The sequence below is a fragment of the Streptomyces sp. NRRL F-2580 genome (genome assembly GCF_000720115.1).
In the GTDB taxonomy this organism is placed as follows: domain Bacteria; phylum Actinomycetota; class Actinomycetes; order Streptomycetales; family Streptomycetaceae; genus Streptomyces.
Map to the genome: position 1 here is coordinate 57,120 of NZ_JOIR01000004.1, position 20,073 is coordinate 77,192.

The window sequence follows — 20,073 nt, forward strand, 5'->3', positions numbered from 1 at the left end:
CACTTCCGGATGCGGGGCGGGGAGGTGCTCAGGGGGTTTCCGCGGTCGCCGGTGCGGCCGGGCCGCCGGAGGCCGCCGCGGTCGGCGTGGCGGGACGGGCGTCGGCCGCTCCGGGCTCGGCGGCCCGTTCCTTCTCGGCGGCCGGTGGTTCGGCCATGCCGAAGAGGGTGGCGACGACCGCCACCGCGGTCAGGCCGCCGCACAGCCACCACACGGAGGCCGCCGACGCCTGCCAGGCGGCGATGCCGATCACCGGGCCGACGGCGTAGCCGATCTGCATGGGGAACGCACAGGCGGCGATGTACCGGCCGCGCAGATGGGCGGGGGCGACCCGGCCCGGCCAGGCGGAGGCGGTCGGGGTGCCGACGATCTCACCGATCGTCCACACCACGGTCGCGACGACGAACACGGCCATGCCGGGGCCGGCCACGTACAGGTTCATGCCGACGCCGACCAGGCCGATGCCCAGGGCGACCGCGAACCGGGCCGGGAGGTGCTGCACGTACTTGGTGAACAGCAGCTCCAGGCAGATGACCATGGCCGCGTTCATCGACAGCAGGACCGAGTAGAAGGTCGGGCCGTGGCCGTCGGCCTTGAGCTGGAGCGGCAGGGCGGAGGTGTGCTGGATGTAGACGACGGCGTTGAGGAACAGCGCCAGCAGGAAGAGCAGGTAGCGCCTGTCCCGCAGCACGGCCGCGTACGAGCGGCTGCCCTCCTGCGGCTTCGGCCCGGCGGAGGCGGCGGTCGTGCCGGTGCGGACCAGGACCAGCGCCAGCAGGGCGAAGGCGGCCTGCGCCCCCGCCTCGGCGTAGAACATCAGGTTGTACGAGTACGTGATGAGCAGGGCGCCGATCAGCGGTCCCGCGGTGGTGCCGAGGTTGAACGCCATCCGGTAGACGGCGAACACCATCACGTGGTGTTCCTCTGGGGTGGCCTCCACCAGCAGCGCCGAGGAGGCGGGCCGGTAGGCCTGCGCGACCACGCCGATCACCGCGGCCACCGCGATCACCAGGGGCAGGGTGTCCAGGTAGACCAGGCTGAGGGTGAGCAGGCTGGCGAAGGCCATGGAACCGACGATGGTCCGCGCGTAGCCGATCCGGTCCGAGACCGAACCGCCGACCAGGACGCCGACGACCGAGCCCACTCCGTACGCGCCGAGCGCGAAGGCGGCCGCGGAGGTGCTGAAGCCCTTGTCGGTGAGGTAGAGCACCAGGTAGATCTGGAGGAAGGTGCCCAGCCGGTTGATCAGCATGCCGACCAGGACCAGCCAGATCGGGCCGGGGATCCCCCTCAGTGTCTCGGTGACGGAGGGCCGGCCGGCCTTCTGCCCCTCCGGGGAGCCTTGTCCGGTGGTGCTCACGGAGCCGGCACCTCCACCGGCCGGGAGGCGACTTCCACGATCTCCGGGGCGCGCAGCAGCGCGGCGCGCGCCTGCTCGACGGAGTCGGACAGGGCGATCACGCGGGCGTAGCGGGAGATGTAGCCGCGGGGCGGCAGGCGCAGCACCGCACCGGGATCGACCATGGCCTCGGCGCTGTGCACGTCGGGACCGAAGCGGTCCTCGTGGACGGTCACGGAGTCGATCTCGACGTCCTCGTCGGGGTAGAGGAACGCGATCGCGGCGGCCTTGCGGTGCCGCGCCGCGGTGTCCGGCGTACGGCCCGCGGCGGTGTCGGCCGCCGCCATCGCGACGTCGACCCCGGTGGCCAGCTGCCCGAGGTAGGGGATCATGTCGCCGCCGAGGCGGGCGTTGACCTCCATCAGGCGCAGCCCGCCGGCGGTGATGCGGAACTCGGTGTGGCTGACTCCCGTGTGGAAGCCGAGCGCGGCGTGCGCGGCGCGCAGCGCCTCCAGCAGCTCGGGGTCGGTCAGCAGCGGGTCGGCCCCGTCGACCTCGTGGCCCGTCTCTTCGAAGAAGGGCGCCAGGCCGACCTGCTTGCGGGCCACGACGAGCGGCACGCACGCGCCGTCGAAGAAGACCGCGTCGACGCTGATCTCCGGGCCGTCGGCGTACTCCTCCACCAGGACCGACACGTCGAAGACGGGCACTCCGGGGTAGGAGGCGCCGGAGGCGGCCCGGTAGGCGCTCTCCATGTCCTCGGGCCCGTCCGCCCTGCGCACGCCCATCCCGCCGGCCAGGCCGCGCGGCTTCACCACGACGGGGAAGCCGATCTTCTCCGCCGCGGCCCGCGCCTCGCCCAGCGAGCGGACGCCGATCGAGACCGGCTGCGGGACCCGGGCCGCGTCCAGCGCGATCCGGGTGGCGTTCTTGTCGCGGCAGGCGGTCACCGCCTCGGGGGAGTTGCCCGGCAGCCCGAGCGCCTGCGCCACGTGGGCGGCGGGCGTGACCAGTCCCTCGTCGTAGCAGAACACCCCGGCCACCTCGTGCGCGGCGGCCACCTGACGGGCGGCCTCGACCAGGGCGTCGGGGTCGGTGTTGTCGACGACCGTGCTCCCCGCCACGTACGGGTCCTCCCAGCTCACCGGTGCGGGCTGGAGGAGCCATAACGCGTAGCGCCGGCTCACCGTCCGCAGGATGAACTCCCTGCTGCGCCGGCCACTGCTCCCGATCAACAGCAGCAGGGGCTTCTGCCCGTCCCACGCCATGGTCCACTCTCCTCGTTCGTCGTCATGCGTCCGGCGGGTGCGGTGCGGGCCCTTCACGGCCCCGCGCCGCACCCGCCATCACCTGTAGAACACCGGCCCGGCCCACGGCGTTGCAGCCGCCCGGGGGCTTGGCCGGAAGGGGTCAGACCGCCGCGCCGGGGCGGGCCAGTTCGGGCGACAGCGGCCGGTACTCCCGGCTTGTGACACCGCACGGGCGGCCGGATACCGCCGGCCGCCCGGCCGGCCGGCGGTCGGGGAAGACCGCGGTGACCCGGCTGCCGGCCCGTACCGCGGGGATCTCGGCGCGCAGCCGCGCCGCGGACGTCCTGCGGTCGTGCCAGGGGCAGACGAGCCGGGAGGCGTCCGGCGTCACTCCGGCCAGGTGCAGCGGACCGCCGCGGTGCGGGCACTCGGCGTTCATCACGAAGCCCCGGCCGTCGACCGTCGCGTACACGTACGAAGTGCCCGCGACGACCACGCAGTTGTCCCGCCCGGCGACGGGGAAGGTCACTACAGGCATTTGCGGTAGTCCCCCACCGAGTGGATCTCGTAGACGCACTCCTCGGACAGGATGTCGGCGCCGTGCAGCCGGTTGCGCCGGATGACGACGCCCTCGCCGGCCTCCAGCGTCAGCGAGGAGCCCAGCCCGCTCTCGAAGCGCATGGTGCCCGAGACGATGTGGCAGAGCTCGTCGCCCTCGTGGCAATGGGTGTTCGACAGCTCGTTGAACGGCTCGACCAGGTGCGCCACCGGCGCCTCCACCCGGCCCTCCCGGATGGCCTCGTAGACGGGACCGTGCAGCTTCTTGAGCTCCGGCTGGTCGTCCATCCAGCCGATCTGCGCGCAGAAATCCTGGTCGGCGACCTCCAGGAGTACGCGGTACTCCTCGATGCCCCGGACGATCTCGGGGATGATCCCCTCGCCGTGGGCCTCGATCAGCGGCGCGATGATCTTCTCGCGCGCCATGCGGCCGTGGTGCTGGTCGATGTGGACGTGCTCGGTGAAGTACGTGGTGTCGACGGAGTCGCCGAAGACCCCGTGCAGCAGCCGGTCGGCGCGCTGGCAGAAGTCGACCAGCGAGCTCTCCGTGTAGAACAGCGCGCCCACGTAGCGGAAGAACAGCTCGTGGTTCTTGCCGAGGTAGTGGAAGTAATTGTTCAGCAGCAGGCTGCTGTTGAGGTAGTACTGCCAGTACCGGTGGAGGTCGGCCTGGAGGCCGACGGACTCCAGCGTCCGCTCGAACAGGGTGCTGTGCTTGGTGTCGTGCACGCCGTAGCCGTACTCGTCGATGACGACCTTGAACCACTCGGACTGGACGGGACCGTAGTAGCCGAGCACGTTGCGGATCATCGGCGACGCCTCGGAGAGGAAGTCGGCGGCGAACTGCACCAGCCACATGCGCGCCGCGCGTTCGGGGTCGCTGGACCCGGTGATGGCCTGCTCCACCGGCGTCCGCTCCTCGCCGCCGCCCATGTCGAGGGAGTCCAGGTAGCTGTCGAGGCTGGCCTTGGTCCACTTCCCCGAGGTCTCGACCTCGTCGTCGAGGAAGCCGAAGGCGTACCGCTCCAGGGCGGGGCGGACGCGCTCGCCGAGCGCGCGGTTGGCCGGGCTGTAGAACGCCCGGAAGTCCTCCTCCTTGCCCTCCAGCCCGGACTTGGGGAAGAACACCAGGTCGGCCTCGTATATGGAGGTGAGCAGGCGCTGCACGGCCAGGCTCGTGTAGTCGAGGATGTTCTCCCGGCCCGGCACCTTGTCGAAGTCGAGGTGCGGGAGCACCTGCGGCCGCAGCTGTCGCCGGTACGGATTGTCGTGGTTCTGCCAGTCCGTGTTGTCGAGGAAGATCGGATTCGTGGCGTACTGCACGATGGCGTCGCGCAGGGCGGCGCCGCTGAGCTCGAACGGGATGTGCTCGGGTACGTGACTCATCGCGTGCTCCTTGGTCCGGATCGCAAGACGTACGGCCGTGTGCCTGGTGGGCGGGCCGGTGGGTCAGATGTGCGCGCTGAGGGAGAAGTCGCTCCAGCGCAGGCGGAGGGGGAGCGTCTCGCCCGTCTTCACCGGCACCGGCTTCTCCAGGGGGACCCACCCCTGCATCCAGTGCGAGCGGGTGCCCTCCGGGGAGTTGCACAGCGTGGTGCCGTGCCCCATGTCCAGTTCGAACCAGACGACCAGGGCGTGCGCCTCGCCGTCGGCACGCGCGAGCAGGTCGACCGACCGCTCGCCCGGCTCCAGGGCGTCCTCCGCCAGGTCGAACGCCAGTACCTCGGCGGCGTCGGACAGGAACCGGTGGGGCCAGGTGTTGAGCCGCACCGGGAGGTGACCGCGGGTGGCGAGCACGTTCATCAGGGAGACGTCGAAACCCTCGGCCGTCGTCACCTGGTTGAGCCGCAGGATGTCCTCGCTGCTGACGAGCCGGCCGTACAGCCGGCCCGCGGACGGGAGCATGATCCCGTCGGGTTTCAGCAGGTTCCGGCGCGCGTGCCGGATCGACGGCAGGAGGCCCTCGCCGATGAGACCGCAGTCGACGATCTCCGAGATCAGCACGTCCACCGGACCGTCGAGGTCGGGGCCGATCTCCAGCAGATGGGAAGGCTTCCCGATCACCGTGATGACATCGCTGAACCCGTGGGCGTCGACCACCTGACGGGCGACCTCCGCGAGCATCGGGTTCATCTCACAGGTGATCACGCGGCCCGCGCCGGCCCGCGCCGCGGCCATGGCCAGCAGCCCGCTCCCCGAGCCGATGTCCAGGACGGTCGCCCCGACCGGTATGCCCCGCTCCAGGGCGCCGACGAGGGCCTCGTTGCGCTCGGTGTCGTTCAGCATCGCGAAGTGCCAGCGGGGCACGGTTCTGCGGGCGATCCGCCCGAAGACCTCGGAGTCGGTGGCCGCGCCGCCCGCCGGCGTCGTGAGCAGCGCCGACGCCTGCTCGGCGATCTCGTTCATCTGCTGCGCCAGCGTCTGCAGCGAGGCCGTGATCAGGCGGTGCTGCGAGCTGGTGGCCGACGGACCCGGACCGTCCGGTCCGGGGTCCAGCCTCGTCGTCGCGCCCTCCGCGCCCTGGACCTGCTGCATGTTCGCTCCTCCCGTTGAACCGCCGGATCAACCGTGGTGCACGAGCGGCCGGCAAGATCCCCGCGCCGTCGCAAGGTCGACCGTACGGAAGGTCGGTGGTGCGAAACTCCAGCGATCCTCCAGCCGTACCGGCGGTTCTGCCAGGCATTGACTCCCGGGAGGCAGGGGTTGACCTGCGAACGTGACAGTGCTGCCGGTTCACTGGAAGCAGGCGGCAGAAACCGGGTCCCCGCGCCGGTTGATTCCGGCGATTCCGCCGCTACCGGGCGTCGTGGAAGATCACGCCCAGCACGTGGCGCTGCCCGCTGGTCACGGAGCTCACCCCGTGCCTCAGGGTCACCCGGCTCCAGCCGCGCACCGAGCGCACCGGGCGGTGGCTGACCGTGAAGATCATCCCCTGCCCCTGTCCGGGCCGCCTGACGAGCGGGCGGGACTGGGCGCGCGGGCGCTGCTCGACGAACACGCTCTCGCCACCGGTGAAGTCCTCGTCCGGCCGGTCGAGCATGATCGCCACCTGGAGCGGGAAGGTCAGGTCGCCGTAGACGTCCTGGTGCAGGCAGTTGTAGCCGCCCCGCTCGTACCGGAGCAGCAGCGGCGTCGGGCGGTGCTGCCCGGCGGCCGCGCACGCCGCGATCAGTCCGTCGAACTCGGGGGCGAACGCCGGCTGCCCCAGGCGCCGCGCCCAGTCGTTGGCGATCCGGGCGAGCGGCGGGTACAGCTGCTCCCGCAGGTTCTGGACGAGCTCGGGCAGCGGGTGCGAGAAGTAGCGGTAGAGGCCCTCCCCGAAGCGGTGCCGCGCCATCGTCACGGTGCTGCGGAACGCGGTGGGATCGTCGAAGAGCTCCCGGAGGTCCGCGCACTGCCCGGCCGTCAGCAGCGGCGGGGTCAACGCCACTCCCTCCTCGTCCAGTTCGGCGGCGAGCGCCCGCCAGTCGAGGTTTCCCGGCGGCGGAGCGCCACCCGTCACCCGGGCGCCTTCCGGCGGGTACGGGGCGACGTCCGGGCCGGGCAGGTCGAAGCCCGGAAGCTGCGGGGGCTCGTAGACGCTCACGTGCTCTGCTTTCCGTAGCGGGGAGGGGCGGGAATGGCGGGAAAGGCGGCGACGGGCCGGGACGGGTCAGTGCGCGGCCGGTGCGCCGGAGGCCTCCAGGGCGAGCAGATCGCGCTTGGCCTCCGGCCCTCCCGCGTACCCGCTGAGGCTCCCCGTGGAGCCGATGATCCGGTGGCAGGGCAGCACCACGCACAGCGGATTCGTGCCCAGCGCGGTGCCCACGGCGCGTGCGGCCCGGGGCCGGTCGAGCGCCTCGGCCAGCTGCCCGTAGGTCGCGGTCCGCCCGTACGGGACGAACTCGGTGAGCAGCAGATTGGTACGCCGGCTGAACGGGGTGGCCAGTCGCAGGTCCACCGGAACGGTGAATTCGCGGCGCCCGCCGCTCAGGTACTCGTCGATCTGCGCCCGGGCCTCGTCCAGCACCTTGAGCCCCGGCGCTCCCGCCTCCCCCGGCTCCACCGGCCCCAGTCCGGCCCGGCCCAACCGCTCCGCCGCGATATCGGCCGTGCCGTAGCAGCACAGGATGAGCGCGTCGTCCGTGGCCGCCAGCACGAGCGACCCCACGCGCGTGGCATGGAACGCCACCGTGGCGACGCCGGTGGCAGGGCTGGTGGTCGGCATGGCGCGACTCCTTCGTTCGTCGTGATCCTCGTGCAGCCCGCTCGCGTTCCGCTCGGGAAACCCACGAGGCGGCCGACGGTAGAAACACCGCCTCCGTGCGAACAGTTGCGAAATGCCGCGCCCCACCCCCACCGGGCCCGTCCACAGCGGTCGCCCAGGGCACACAAAAAGGTCCCCTGACCGGCGTTTCCGCAGGTCAGGGGACCTTTGATGATGTGGAGCCTAGGAGATTCGAACTCCTGACATCTGCCTTGCAAAGGCAGCGCTCTACCAACTGAGCTAAGGCCCCGTGAAACTGGACGCACCCGTCCCACGCGGGAAGGGGGTCGTTCCGCAGAACAGAGTACCGGGTGTACCCCCTCATCTCGCAAAATGATAGGGACTCCCGTCGTGCGACCACTCTCCGTAAGATGCTCGCGAGGTTCGCACCAGCGAAGGGGAGTAGTAAGAGTGGACGCAGTACAGCAAGAGGCCACGGCCAGAGCCAGAGAGCTTCAGCGCAGTTGGTACGGGGAGCCGTTGGGAGCGCTCTTTCGCCGGCTCATAGATGACCTCGGCTTGAACCAGGCCCGCCTCGCTGCCGTGCTCGGCCTGTCGGCGCCCATGCTGTCCCAGCTGATGAGCGGCCAGCGCGCCAAGATCGGGAACCCGGCCGTGGTGCAGCGCGTCCAGGCCCTCCAGGACCTCGCCGGCCAGGTGGCCGACGGGAGCGTCAGCGCCGGGGAGGCCACGGACAGGATGGACGAGATCAAGAAGACCCAGGGAGGATCCGTCCTGAGCAACAGCGGCCAGACCACCATCAGCTCCGGCGCACCCACGGTCAAGCGGGTCGTCCGCGAGATCCAGTCGCTGCTGCGCTCGGTCTCCGCGGCCGGCGACATCATCGACGCGGCGAACACCCTCGCCCCCAGCCACCCGGAACTGGCAGAGTTCCTCCGGGTCTACGGCGCGGGCCGCACCGCCGACGCGGTCGCCCACTACGAGGCCCACCAGAACTGACGGCACGAGGGCGGACGACGGACGGGGGACGGGCACAGCCATGGGTGAGATCTTCGGCGGTCGGTATGAGCTGATCGATCCGATCGGGCGCGGTGGCGCGGGTGCCGTGTGGCGGGCCTGGGACCACCGCCGTCGCCGCTACGTCGCCGCGAAGGTCCTCCTGCAGAGCGACGCCCACACCCTCCTGCGCTTCGTGCGGGAACAGGCCCTGCGGATCGACCACCCGCACGTGCTCGCTCCCGCCAGCTGGGCGGCCGACGACGACAAGGTCCTCTTCACCATGGACCTGGTCGGCGGCGGCTCCCTCGGACACGTGATCGGGGACTACGGCCCGCTGCCGCCCCGCTTCGTGTGCCTGCTGCTCGACCAGCTCCTGTCGGGGCTGGCCGCGGTGCACGCGGAAGGCGTGGTCCACCGCGACATCAAACCGGCCAACATCCTGATGGAGGCCACCGGAACCGGGCGGCCGCACCTGCGGCTGTCCGACTTCGGCATCTCCATGCGCAAGGGCGAGCCCCGGCTGACCGAGACCAACTACGTGGTCGGCACCCCGGGCTATTTCGCCCCCGAGCAACTGCTGGGCGCCGAGCCCGACTTCCCCGCCGACCTCTTCGCCGTCGGGCTGGTCGCCCTGTACCTCCTCCGGGGCTCCAAGCCCGACTCCCAGGGCCTCGTCGAGCACTTCCTGGCCCATGGCACCCCGGGCGCCCCGGAGGGCGTCCCCGCCCCGCTGTGGGACGTCCTCGCCGGTCTCCTCCAGCCGGACCCCCAGAGCCGGTTCCGTACGGCCACAGGGGCGCGCAAGGCCCTTGCCGAGGCCGTGGAACTGCTGCCGCCGCCCGCCCCGGACGAGGATCCGGTGGAGGTGTTCGACCAACTCGGCCCGCTCCCGCCCGCTTTCGGCCCGCAGGGACCGTTGGCCACGGCCGCGGTGACCCCGCAGGCGCCCACCGCCGGCGTGGCGCCGCTCGGCGCGTCCGCCTCCGTGCCGACGGCCGCGGAGCCCACCCGTACCGATCCGCGCGCGACGGCGTCGACGGCGTCCACCGCGCCCGCGGCCGCGACCGCGCCCAGCGCGCCCAGCGCGCCCGCTGCCCCGTACTCGGCCGTCCCGGCCCAGGTGCCCGCGTACGGGCCCTCGGAGACGGGCAGCTTCCACCTGCCGCCGCCCTCAGCGGCGACCGTGCCGACGACGCTCGCCTCCACCGCCCCGCCCGTCCGGACGGGCGGCGGCATCGCCCCGCCTCCGGCCAAGGCCGTGGCCTCGATCCTCGCCGCGGCGCTGCTCTGCTTCGCCGTCGGCGTCTGGGCCCTCACCCAGTTGTAAGGGGGCGGCGCCCGCGCCGCCCGAGCAGCGTCCAGCCGCCGAGTACGAGCAGCAGCACCGTCCCGGTGCCGAAACCGGCCCCGGCGACGACCCGCATCACGGACTGCTTGTCGGCGGCCGCCGCGGCCTCCGGGGCGGTCAGCCCCTCCTCGGCGGCGGCCCGGTCCGCCTCGCCCACCCCGAAGCCGCCCGCGGCCGGACTCCCCTTGTACGCGGGCGCCTTGGCCGGGGTGCCGCCGACCTCCAGCCGCAGGGTCAGCGGCACGGGCACCGCGTCCTCGGTGAAGTCGGCGACCTTCGAGCCCATCGTCACCGCCACGTAGTACCAGCCCGCGACGGCCACGGGCCGCACGGCCCGGTCACTGGCGAACCGGTTCTCGTAGGCGACGGGAGGGGTCTTCCCCAGGGTGATCCCGGCCTGCTTGCCGTCGTACGAGACGTCCTTGTCGGAGATCAGGCCCCGGTACGGGGTGTAGAGCGCGACGGTGAGCCCGCCCGAGGCGGAGCCGTACGGCTTGGTCATCCGGGCGGCGGCGAGTTCGGCGCCGACGCCCAGCTGCTGTCCCCAGTCCAGCGGGACCCGGTAGTACCGGGTCTGGCCGGGCCGCATCTCGTCGCGCCACACGCCGGCGCCGAGGGCGCGCGCGTCGTTGAAGCCGGTGCCCCCGGTGCGGCCCACCGCCTCGGTCCCCGGCAGGGCGGGGGCCCCGGAGGGCCAGCTGCTCGGCGCGGTGGTGGGAGCGCCCGCCCCGCGCCCCGGTTCCCGCTGCACCTTGATCTCCAGCGGCCAGGGGCTCTGGTCGTAGCCCTTGGCCGACGTGCGGGTGATCTTGGCGTAGTACACGCCGGCGTCCGCGCAGTCCTCGTCCTCCCCGCCCCACCGGACGCCGGCCGCGCTGATGGGGTAGGGGTCGTAGCCGAAGTGCGCCCGGCCGGCGCTCTCCCGGCAGGAGCTCCCGGCGGTGGTCATGATCTCCACCTCGATGCCGTCGCCGCCGGACACCTTCGCGCCCGCCGCCGGCCGGACCACGGCGGAGACGTAGACGTTCGAGTCGTCCTTCTCCAGGACGAGCCGGTACACGCGCTCCCCGGGGCCGAGCGTGTCCTTGTAGACGCCGCCGGGCTCGATCTGCGGGGCGTCCGCGCTGGAGGGCTTGCCCTCGATCGCCTTGGCGCCGTCCGCGGCCCGGTACGTCGGCGCCGACTGCGGCTGTGCGTCCTCCGCGCCGGCGGCCGCCGGCAGCGCGGCCGCCAGGCCCAGGGCCGCCGCCCCCACCACGGCTCCCAGCCGCACCGTCGTCCGCACCCGACCCATCACGTCCACCCCGAGTTTGCTAGCGCAAGCCAAATCTTTGCATAACGTAAGTTTTCGTCACAGAACAGCACAAAGCCCCGGCCGCAGCGGCAGCCGGGGCTTCATGGGATCAGCCTTGGGTCTCACACACCGGAACCAGAAGGCACGGAGTCAGTTGCCTCCGTCCACAGGTCCTGCTCGGCGCGGTCCGCCTGGATCTGGCGGTACACGAGGAGCCCGCCGATGGCGGCCAGTGCGACCAGGAGCAGCTTCTTCACCGCGCGACCTCGTCTTTCGTTGACGTAGGGGACTTCTGGCAGCCAACAATACACACCGACCGATACCGATCGGTGACCTGGGAACCCGCCAACTGGTCCTACGACAAAGACCCCCAGGCCTTGGCCTGGGGGTCTTCGACACTGTGGGGCTAACAGGATTTGAACCTGTGGCCTCATCCTTATCAGGGATGCGCTCTAACCAACTGAGCTATAGCCCCATCCGCGCTGCGCGCTGACTCCTGAAGATTAGCGCACAGACCCGGTCAGGCCAAAATCCGTTCCGACGGGGCGTCTGCGCAGGTCATCCGACCCCTCGCGGACACTTCGGCGAAGGCCCTATTCGTCCTCGGCGAGGGTCAGCTCCACACCACCGACGAAGCCCGCCGACAGGTTGTAGATGAACGCGCCGAGCGTGGCCAGTGCCGTCGCCAGCACCACGTCGATCACCGCGATCACCGACGTGAAGGTCAGCACGCGCGGCAGCGACAGGAACGACTGGAGGTCGAAGCCGTTGCTCTCGTTCGAGCCGGTCGCCTCGCTGATGGTGCCGCCGACGGTCGAGAAGACGCCCATCGCGTCCATGACCATCCACAGCACCGACGCCGCCACGATCGTGCAGATGCCCAGCGCGATCGACAGCAGGAAGCTGACCTTCATCACCGACCACGGGTCGGCCTTGGCCACCCGCAGCCGTGCCTTGCGCGTCCTGGGCGCCGTACGGACCCCAGGACGCGGCTTGCGCTGGGCGGCGGCTCCCCCGCCCGTCTGCGGCGTGCCCGGGCCCGAGGGCGCCGCGTACGCCTGCGGCGGCTGGTACGGCGGCGGCGCGGGCCGGTCCTGGCCGGCTTCCGCGCCGGCCGTCGGCTGCGGCCCTCGGGTGTCCGTCACGGCGATTCCCCTGCCCTCGGCGGTGGCGTCGCCACCCTGGGAGTCCGCGGCGGGGCCACGGGCACCGTTCGCCCCAGTCTTGGCCGGTCCGGCGCCCGTGGCTCCACTCACGACTTACTCCTCGTGCTCCCCGGCCGAAGGCTGCGTGCCCTCGGCGGCCTCGGCGGCCTGTCCGTCGGCCACCTCGGTCTCGTTCTCGTCGGCCTCGACCTCGTCAGCTTCCTGACCGGCCTCGGCGTTCCGGGCGATGCCGACCACGGCATCACGCTTGCCCAGGTTGATCAGCTGGACGCCCATGGTGTCACGGCCGGTCTCCCTGACTTCGTTGACGCGCGTACGGATCACACCACCGCCCAGCGTGATGGCGAGAATCTCGTCCGTTTCGTCCACCACGAGCGCCCCTACGAGCGACCCGCGGTCCTCCACGATCTTCGCGGCCTTGATACCCAGACCGCCACGACCCTGGACGCGGTACTCGTCCACCGGCGTCCGCTTGGCGTAGCCGCCGTCGGTCGCGGTGAAGACGAACGTACCCGGCCTCACAACGCTCATGGAGAGCAGTTCGTCACCTTCGCGGAAACTCATGCCCTTCACGCCCGAGGTCGCGCGGCCCATCGGGCGCAGCGCGTCGTCGGTCGCCGTGAAGCGGATCGACTGCGCCTTCTTGCTGATCAGCAGCAGGTCGTCCTCGGCGGACACCAGCTCGGCGCCGATCAGCTCGTCGTCACTGCCGTCCGCGGTCTCCCGGAGGTTGATGGCGATCACACCACCCGAACGGGGCGAGTCGTAGTCCTTGAGCGCCGTCTTCTTCACCAGGCCGCCCTTGGTGGCCAGGATCAGGTAGGGCGCCGCCTCGTAGTCGCGGATCGCGAGGATCTGGGCGATCTTCTCGTCCGGCTGGAAGGCCAGCAGGTTCGCCACGTGCTGCCCGCGGGCGTCGCGGCCGGCGTCCGGCAGCTCGTACGCCTTGGACCGGTAGACGCGGCCCTTGTTCGTGAAGAACAGCAACCAGTGGTGCGTGGTGGAGACGAAGAAGTGGTCGACCAGGTCGTCCTGCTTCAGCTTCGTGCCGCGCACGCCCTTGCCGCCGCGCTTCTGCGAGCGGTAGTCCTCGGTCTTGGTGCGCTTGACGTAGCCGCCGTGCGTGATCGTGACGACGATGTCCTCTTCGGCGATCAGGTCCTCGATGGACATGTCACCGTCGAAGGGCACCAGCTTGGAACGCCGGTCGTCGCCGAACTTCTCGACGATGGCCGCCAGTTCCTCGCTCACGATGGAGCGCTGACGCTCCTCCGAGGCCAGGATCGCCTGGTACTCGTTGATCTTGGCCTGGAGCTCGTCGTGCTCGGCGACGATCTTCTGCCGCTCCAGGGCCGCGAGGCGGCGGAGCTGCATCTCCAGGATCGCGTTGGCCTGGATCTCGTCGATCTCCAGGAGGCCCATCAGGCCCTCGCGCGCGATCTCGACCGTGTTGCTGCGCCGGATCAGCGCGATGACCTCGTCGATCGCGTCCAGCGCCTTGAGCAGACCGCGCAGGATGTGGGCGCGCTCCTCCGCCTTGCGCAGGCGGAACTTCGTGCGCCGGACGATGACCTCGATCTGGTGCGTCACCCAGTGGCGGATGAAGGCGTCGATCGACAGCGTGCGCGGCACGCCGTCCACCAGCGCCAGCATGTTCGCGCCGAAGTTCGTCTGCAGATCGGTGTGCTTGTAGAGGTTGTTCAGCACGACCTTCGCGACGGCGTCCCGCTTCAGGACGATCACCAGGCGCTGGCCGGTCCGCGACGAGGTCTCGTCACGGACGTCGGCGATGCCGCCGACCTTGCCGTCCTTCACCAGGTCCGCGATCTTCTGCGCGAGGTTGTCGGGGTTGGTCTGGTACGGGAGCTCCGTGACCACCAGGCACTGGCGGTTCTGGATCTCCTCGACCTCCACCACCGCGCGCATCGTGATGGAGCCGCGACCGGTCCGGTACGCCTCCTCGATGCCCTTGCGGCCCACGACCAGGGCGCCCGAGGGGAAGTCCGGGCCCTTGATCCGCTCGATGAGCGCGTCCTGGAGCTCCTCGTGCGAGGCCTCCGGGTGCTCCAGCGCCCACTGGGCACCGGCCGCGACCTCGCGCAGGTTGTGCGGCGGGATGTTGGTCGCCATGCCGACCGCGATGCCGGCGCTGCCGTTGACCAGCAGGTTCGGGAAGCGCGCCGGCAGGACCGTCGGCTCCTGGTTGCGGCCGTCGTAGTTGTCCTGGAAGTCGACGGTCTCCTCGTCGATGTCCCGGAGCATCTCCATGGCCTGCGGCATGAGCTTGCACTCGGTGTAGCGCATGGCGGCCGCCGGGTCGTTGCCCGGGGAGCCGAAGTTGCCGTTGCTGTCCACCAGCGGCATGCGCATCGACCACGTCTGGGCCAGGCGGACCAGGGCGTCGTAGATCGAGCTGTCACCGTGCGGGTGGTACGTGCCCATGACGTCACCGACGACGCGGGCGCACTTGTAGAAGCCCTTCTCGGGCCGGTAGCCGCCGTCGTACATCGCGTACAGCACGCGGCGGTGCACCGGCTTGAGGCCGTCCCGCACGTCCGGCAGGGCGCGCGAGACGATGACGGACATCGCGTAGTCGAGGTAGGAGCGCTGCATCTCCGTCTCGAGCCCGACGGGCTCGATGCGCAGCACGGGCTGGTCCTCCGCGGCGTTCTCGGCGTTCTCTGCGGTGGGGGTGGTTTCGTCGGCCATTGCTGGTCAGAAGTCCTTTCAGGCGGCGGTCAGCGGAGCCGACTCAGATGTCGAGGAAGCGGACGTCCTTGGCGTTGCGCTGGATGAAGGAGCGGCGCGCCTCGACGTCCTCGCCCATCAGCACGGAGAACAGGTCGTCGGCCTGCGCCGCGTCGTCCAGCGTGACCTGGCCGAGGACACGGTGGTCCACGTCCATGGTGGTGACGCGCAGCTCCTCGGCGTTCATCTCGCCCAGACCCTTGAAGCGCTGGATCGAGTCTTCCTTGATCCGCTTGCCGTTCTGCTTGCCGAGCTCCACCAGCGCGTCGCGCTCGCGGTCCGAGTACGCGTACTCGAAGTCGTCCCGGCCCCACTTGATCTTGTAGAGCGGCGGGCGGGACAGGTACACGTGACCGGCCTCGACCAGCGGCCGCATGAAGCGGAAGAGGAAGGTCAGCAGCAGGGTGTTGATGTGCTGGCCGTCGACGTCGGCGTCCGCCATCAGGATGATCTTGTGATAGCGGAGCTTCTCGATGTCGAAGTCCTCGTGCACACCGGTACCGAAGGCACTGATCAGCGCCTGGACTTCGGTGTTCTGGAGGATCTTGTCGATCCGGGCCTTCTCGACGTTCAGGATCTTGCCGCGGATCGGCAGGATGGCCTGGTACATCGGGTTGCGGCCGGACTTCGCGGAGCCACCGGCCGAGTCGCCCTCGACGATGAAGATCTCGCACTTGGTCGGGTCGTTCGACTGGCAGTCGGACAGCTTGCCCGGCAGCGAGGCGCTCTCCAGCAGGCCCTTGCGACGGGTGAGGTCACGGGCCTTGCGGGCCGCGACGCGCGCGGTGGCCGCCTGGATCGACTTGCGGATGATGTCCGCGGCCTCGACCGGGTTGCGGTCGAACCAGTCGTTCAGGTGCTCGTGGACGACCTTCTGCACGAAGGTCTTGGCCTCGGTGTTGCCCAGCTTGGTCTTCGTCTGGCCCTCGAACTGGGGCTCGCCCAGCTTCACCGAGATGATCGCCGTCAGACCCTCGCGGACGTCCTCGCCGGCGAGGTTGTCGTCCTTCTCGCGCAGCAGCTTCTTCTCGCGCGCGTAGCGGTTGACGAGACCCGTCAGCGCCGCACGGAAGCCCTCCTCGTGCGTACCGCCCTCGTGCGTGTGGATCGTGTTCGCGAAGGAGTACACGCCCTCGGTGTACTGCGAGTTCCACTGCATCGCGATCTCGACCGAGAGCATGCGCTCCTTGTCCTCGGCCTCGACGTCGATGACGGTCGGGTGGATGAGCTCGCCCTTGCGCGAGTTCAGGTACTTCACGAAGTCGACGATGCCGCCCTCGTAGTGGTACTTCACCGTGCGCGCCTGGGGCTCGGCCGCGTCCGCGTCCGGGTCGTCGGCGCCGGCGGTGGCCTTCGCCGACTCGCGCTCGTCGGTCAGCGACAGGGTGAGGCCCTTGTTGAGGAAGGCCATCTCCTGGAAGCGCCGCGACAGCGTCTCGAAGGAGTACTCGGTCGTCTCGAAGATGTCGCCGTCGGCCCAGAACGTCACCGACGTGCCGTGCTCGTCGGTCTCCTCGTTCTTGGCCAGCGGGGCCGTCGGCACGCCCAGCTTGTAGTCCTGGGTCCAGCGGTGGCCGTCCGTCTTGACCTCGACCGCGACCTTGGTCGACAGGGCGTTCACGACGGACACACCGACGCCGTGCAGACCGCCGGAGACGGCGTAGCCGCCACCGCCGAACTTGCCGCCCGCGTGCAGGACCGTCAGGACGACCTCGACGGCCGGCTTCCCCTCGGACGGCACGATGCCGACCGGGATGCCTCGGCCGTTGTCGATGACCCGCACCCCGCCGTCGGCGAGGATCGTGACGTCGATGGTGTCCGCGTGCCCGGCCAGGGCCTCGTCGACCGAGTTGTCGACCACCTCGTACACGAGGTGGTGGAGCCCGCGCTCACCGGTCGAGCCGATGTACATGCCTGGCCGCTTGCGGACCGCGTCCAGGCCCTCGAGGACCTGGATCGCACTGGCGTCGTACGAGGCGGTGACCTCGCCGTTCCCGCCGGCTGTGGACTGGTTGTCGTTGGGGTTGCCGGAATCGGCCACGAAGCGCCCTTTCTGGCACAGCACAGGCCGTACTCCGGGCCAGCAGGCATGCAAGCAGGAGCGGCTGCGTCAATCTGCGTTGTCAGCGTGTATCAGCTAGATCCCGCAATCGGGCGGGATTCGCTTCAGTCTACCGGTACCACGGACATGAATGGGGGTTTGCCGGTACCTGAGTCCGCATGTGCCGCCCTGAACCTCCTCTCTCCGACTCCCCACATCCGGGAAGGGGCTCAAAGAGGCTCACACGGGCATCCAGCGCTTCGGCCTGTCAACCTCCGGCTACCGTGAGGGACGCCACCCAAAACAGCCCCGGCCGCACCTTCCGGCCCCGCCGCACCCGCCGGCGTTTGAGGCGCGGGGTCCGGGGCGGGGCCCCGGGTCCCGCGGAGCGGGCTGTCCGTAGCAGCACGGGCATGCCCGCAGGGCCACGGCGGCCTAGCCGTAGGTGTCCCCGGGACCCTTGCTGCCGGGCGCCCGCCACGGCCCGTACCCCTTCGGCCGCCCGCCCGGCCCCTGCACCTTGATCATCCGCACCGTCCCCTGCCCCAGATCCGCGTTCAGCCGCGCCACCAGCTGCGGCGCCAGCAGCTTCAGCTGCGCCGCCCACGCCGAGGAGTCGCACCGCACGACAAGCTCACGGTCCTCGTACCGCTCCGGTTCACAGTGCGCCGCGATCTCCGGGCCGACGATCTCCGGCCAGCGCTCCATCACGCCCGCCACCGCCATCGGCATCTCCCAGCCGCGTTCGGTGCGCAGCCGGTCCAGGGCCGCCATCAGCGGCATCGGGTCCCGGCCGTCCGCGCGGGCCCCCGAGCGCAGCCCCGGCTGCCGGCCCTTCCTGGCGCCGGCCGCGTTGCCCCGGGCCCGCGCCTGCTCGCGCGCGGCCGCGAGGGCCTGGCGGGCGAGGTCCACCCCGGAGACCTCCGGGGCCTTGCGGCCCTCTTGCGGGTTCTTGCCTTGCTCGCTCACAGCCGGGTCACCTCACCGCCGGACACCGCGAACCGCGTCCCCACCAGCACCCCCGGGACGTCGTCGTCCACCGCCGCCGTCACCAGCACCTGTTCGCCCGGCGCCACCAGCTCCGCCAGCCGCTCCCGGCGCCGCGCGTCCAGTTCCGCGAACACGTCGTCCAGGATCAGCACCGGCTCGCTGCCCTCCGAGCGCAGCAGCTCGTAGGAGGCCAGCCGCAGCGCCAGCGCGTACGACCACGACTCTCCGTGGCTCGCGTACCCCTTCGCGGGCAGTTCCCCGAGCCGCAGCAGCACGTCGTCGCGGTGCGGGCCCACCAGGGTCACGCCGCGCTCGACCTCCTGCTTGCGCACCTCCGCCAGCGCGGCCAGCAGCACCTCGTAGAGCGCCTCGCGGGTACGCGCCGTGCCGTTGTCCACCGGTTCGCCGGCCGAGGACTTGTACGCCAGCCCCAGCGGGCCGCCGCCGGGCGCGAGCTGCTCGTACGCCTTGTCCGCGAGGGGCAGCAGCGTCGCGATCAGGTCCAGCCGCTGCGCCAGCAGCTCCGCGCCCGCGCGCGCGAGGTGCTGGTCCCACACGTCGAGGGTGGACATGTCCATCGAGCGGCCGCCGTGCCGGCGCGCCATCGCCGCCGACTTCAGCAGGGTGTTGCGCTGCTTGAGCACCCGCTCGTAGTCGGAGCGGACCGCCGCCATCCGCGGCGAGCGCGCGGTGACGAGCTCGTCCAGGAACTTCCGCCGCTCCCCGGGGTCGCCCTTGACCAGGGCCAGGTCCTCCGGCGCGAACAGCACCGTGCGGACGATCCCCAGCACGTCCCGCGGCCTGACCTGCGAGGACCGGTTGATCCGGGCCCGGTTCGCCCGCCCCGGGTTCAGCTCCAGCTCCACCAGCTGCTGGCGCTCGCCCTGGGTGACGGCCGCGCGGATGATCGCCCGGTCCGCGCCCATCCGGACGAGCGGGGCGTCTGCGGAGACCCGGTGGCTGCCCAGCGTCGCGAGGTAGCCGATCGCCTCGACGAGGTTGGTCTTGCCCTGGCCGTTGGGCCCCACGAAAGCGGTGACGCCCGGGTCGAGGGGAACCTCGGCCCGGGCGTACGAGCGGAAGTCGGCCAATGAGAGATGCGATACATGCATACGGCGCCGACCTCCCCCGGCTTCCCACTACTCGCTGTGGTGCTGTGCTGCTGGTGATCCTGTGCGGCTCTGTGAGCCGCTACTTCTTCTCGACCGCGTGGCCGCCGAACTGGTTGCGCAGGGCGGCGATCATCTTCATCTGCGGGGAGTCGTCCTGCCGCGAGGCGAACCGCGCGAACAGCGACGCGGTGATCGCGGGCAGCGGTACGGCGTTGTCGATCGCCGCCTCCACCGTCCAGCGGCCCTCGCCCGAGTCCTGCGCGAAGCCGCGCAGCTGTTCCAGGTGCTCGTCCTGGTCGAGGGCGTTCACGGCCAGGTCCAGCAGCCAGGAGCGGATGACGGTGCCTTCCTGCCAGGAGCGGAAGACCTCGCGGACGTCGGTGACCGAGTCCACCTTCTCCAGGAGCTCCCAGCCCTCGGCGTAGGCCTGCATCATGGCGTACTCGATGCCGTTGTGGACCATCTTCGCGAAGTGGCCCGCGCCGACCTTGCCGGCGTGTACGGCGCCGAAGTCACCCTCGGGCTTGAGGGCGTCGAAGATCGGCTGGACCCTGGAGACGTGGTCCTTCTCGCCGCCGTACATGAGGGCGTAGCCGTTCTCCAGGCCCCACACGCCGCCGGAGACACCGCAGTCGACGAAGCCGATGCCCTTGGCCGCCAGCTCCGCCGCGTGCTTCTCGTCGTCGGTCCAGCGGGAGTTGCCGCCGTCGACGACGATGTCGCCGATCGAGAGCAGCTCCGCGAGCTCGTCGACGGTGGACTGGGTCGCCGCACCCGCCGGGACCATCACCCACACGACGCGGGGGGCCTGCAGGCTGTCCACAAGTTCCCGCAGGCTGTGGACATCGGCGAGGTCCGGGCTGCGGTCGTATCCGATGACGGTGTGGCCTGCGCGGCGGATGCGCTCGCGCATGTTGCCGCCCATCTTGCCGAGACCGACGAGACCAAGCTCCATCAGGTGGTTCCTTAAGCGTTGTGGCCGTCTTTGCCGGGGCGTCCGTGGATCCCGGGGACACCCCAG

17 protein-coding genes and 2 tRNA genes are annotated in these 20,073 nt (G+C 70.9%); 2 read left to right on the top strand and 17 right to left on the bottom strand.

The features are described from left to right. Positions 1-28: 28 nt before the first annotated feature. The 8 genes from IF88_RS0104995 to IF88_RS0105030 all read right to left on the bottom strand — a co-directional run bounded on the left by IF88_RS0104995 (position 29) and on the right by IF88_RS0105030 (position 7,643). Complete coding sequence (locus IF88_RS0104995; RefSeq protein ID WP_051836487.1) at positions 29-1,360, bottom strand: MFS transporter; 1,332 nt, start codon at positions 1,358-1,360, stop codon at positions 29-31. Next, positions 1,357-2,607 carry an ATP-grasp domain-containing protein gene (locus tag IF88_RS0105000; protein WP_030707682.1) on the bottom strand — a complete coding sequence of 417 codons (1,251 nt, stop codon included), beginning with the start codon at positions 2,605-2,607 and terminating at the stop codon, positions 1,357-1,359. The genes IF88_RS0104995 and IF88_RS0105000 overlap by 4 nt, the downstream gene beginning before the upstream one ends. Before the next feature lie 142 nt (positions 2,608-2,749). Next, positions 2,750-3,127 (bottom strand): Rieske 2Fe-2S domain-containing protein, encoded by a 378-nt coding sequence (locus IF88_RS40040; protein WP_107050473.1) that lies wholly within the window; start codon positions 3,125-3,127, stop codon positions 2,750-2,752. Further along, a complete protein-coding gene (locus tag IF88_RS0105010) occupies positions 3,118-4,533 on the bottom strand; it encodes an iron-containing redox enzyme family protein (protein ID WP_030707683.1) in 1,416 nt (471 codons plus the stop codon). The genes IF88_RS40040 and IF88_RS0105010 overlap by 10 nt, the downstream gene beginning before the upstream one ends. A 63-nt stretch (positions 4,534-4,596) precedes the next feature. Continuing rightward, positions 4,597-5,682: a 50S ribosomal protein L11 methyltransferase gene (locus tag IF88_RS0105015; protein WP_078892721.1), complete on the bottom strand. Its 1,086-nt coding sequence runs from the start codon at positions 5,680-5,682 to the stop codon at positions 4,597-4,599. A gap of 259 nt (positions 5,683-5,941) precedes the next feature. Next, positions 5,942-6,733, bottom strand: a complete 792-nt coding sequence (locus IF88_RS0105020) for a 2OG-Fe(II) oxygenase (RefSeq protein ID WP_078892722.1) — start codon at positions 6,731-6,733, stop codon at positions 5,942-5,944. 66 nt (positions 6,734-6,799) lie between these two features. Then, positions 6,800-7,354, bottom strand: a complete 555-nt coding sequence (locus IF88_RS0105025) for a methylated-DNA--[protein]-cysteine S-methyltransferase (protein WP_051836490.1) — start codon at positions 7,352-7,354, stop codon at positions 6,800-6,802. A 216-nt stretch (positions 7,355-7,570) separates the two neighbouring features. After that, positions 7,571-7,643 (bottom strand) — tRNA-Ala (locus IF88_RS0105030). A 161-nt stretch (positions 7,644-7,804) separates the two neighbouring features. On the opposite strand from IF88_RS0105030, the gene IF88_RS0105035 reads away from it, so the two are divergent. Further along, positions 7,805-8,353 (top strand): helix-turn-helix domain-containing protein, encoded by a 549-nt coding sequence (locus IF88_RS0105035; RefSeq protein WP_030707692.1) that lies wholly within the window; start codon positions 7,805-7,807, stop codon positions 8,351-8,353. 40 nt (positions 8,354-8,393) lie between these two features. Next, positions 8,394-9,680: a serine/threonine-protein kinase gene (locus tag IF88_RS0105040; RefSeq protein ID WP_030707694.1), complete on the top strand. Its 1,287-nt coding sequence runs from the start codon at positions 8,394-8,396 to the stop codon at positions 9,678-9,680. Here IF88_RS0105040 and IF88_RS0105045 read toward each other — a convergent pair. From IF88_RS0105045 to gnd, 9 genes are all read right to left on the bottom strand, one after another. After that, entirely contained in the window at positions 9,667-10,995 is a 1,329-nt protein-coding gene (locus IF88_RS0105045; RefSeq protein WP_037805528.1) for a hypothetical protein, read from the bottom strand. The two genes, IF88_RS0105040 and IF88_RS0105045, sit on opposite strands and share 14 nt — an antisense overlap. Positions 10,996-11,117: 122 nt before the next feature. Continuing rightward, positions 11,118-11,252 carry a DLW-39 family protein gene (locus IF88_RS47645; protein WP_208809277.1) on the bottom strand — a complete coding sequence of 45 codons (135 nt, stop codon included), beginning with the start codon at positions 11,250-11,252 and terminating at the stop codon, positions 11,118-11,120. 144 nt (positions 11,253-11,396) lie between these two features. Beyond that, a tRNA-Ile gene (locus IF88_RS0105055) sits at positions 11,397-11,470 on the bottom strand. Positions 11,471-11,588: 118 nt separating this feature from the next. After that, on the bottom strand, positions 11,589-12,140 hold the full coding sequence (locus IF88_RS0105060) for a DUF3566 domain-containing protein (RefSeq protein WP_030707698.1): 552 nt from the start codon (positions 12,138-12,140) through the stop codon (positions 11,589-11,591). Between the two features lie 114 nt (positions 12,141-12,254). Further along, positions 12,255-14,870 (bottom strand): DNA gyrase subunit A, encoded by a 2,616-nt coding sequence (gene gyrA / locus IF88_RS0105065; protein ID WP_030707700.1) that lies wholly within the window; start codon positions 14,868-14,870, stop codon positions 12,255-12,257. 43 nt (positions 14,871-14,913) lie between these two features. After that, positions 14,914-16,974, bottom strand: a complete 2,061-nt coding sequence (gene gyrB, locus IF88_RS0105070; RefSeq protein WP_030707702.1) for a DNA topoisomerase (ATP-hydrolyzing) subunit B — start codon at positions 16,972-16,974, stop codon at positions 14,914-14,916. A gap of 411 nt (positions 16,975-17,385) precedes the next feature. Beyond that, a complete protein-coding gene (locus IF88_RS0105075; protein ID WP_030707704.1) occupies positions 17,386-17,919 on the bottom strand; it encodes a DUF721 domain-containing protein in 534 nt (177 codons plus the stop codon). Beyond that, positions 17,916-19,052: a DNA replication/repair protein RecF gene (recF, locus tag IF88_RS0105080; protein WP_030707706.1), complete on the bottom strand. Its 1,137-nt coding sequence runs from the start codon at positions 19,050-19,052 to the stop codon at positions 17,916-17,918. Before recF ends, IF88_RS0105075 begins: the two co-directional genes overlap by 4 nt. A gap of 79 nt (positions 19,053-19,131) precedes the next feature. Next, positions 19,132-20,007, bottom strand: coding sequence for a phosphogluconate dehydrogenase (NAD(+)-dependent, decarboxylating) (gene gnd, locus IF88_RS0105085; RefSeq protein ID WP_030707708.1), 876 nt, complete (start codon positions 20,005-20,007; stop codon positions 19,132-19,134). Between the last annotated feature and the right edge of the window lie 66 nt (positions 20,008-20,073).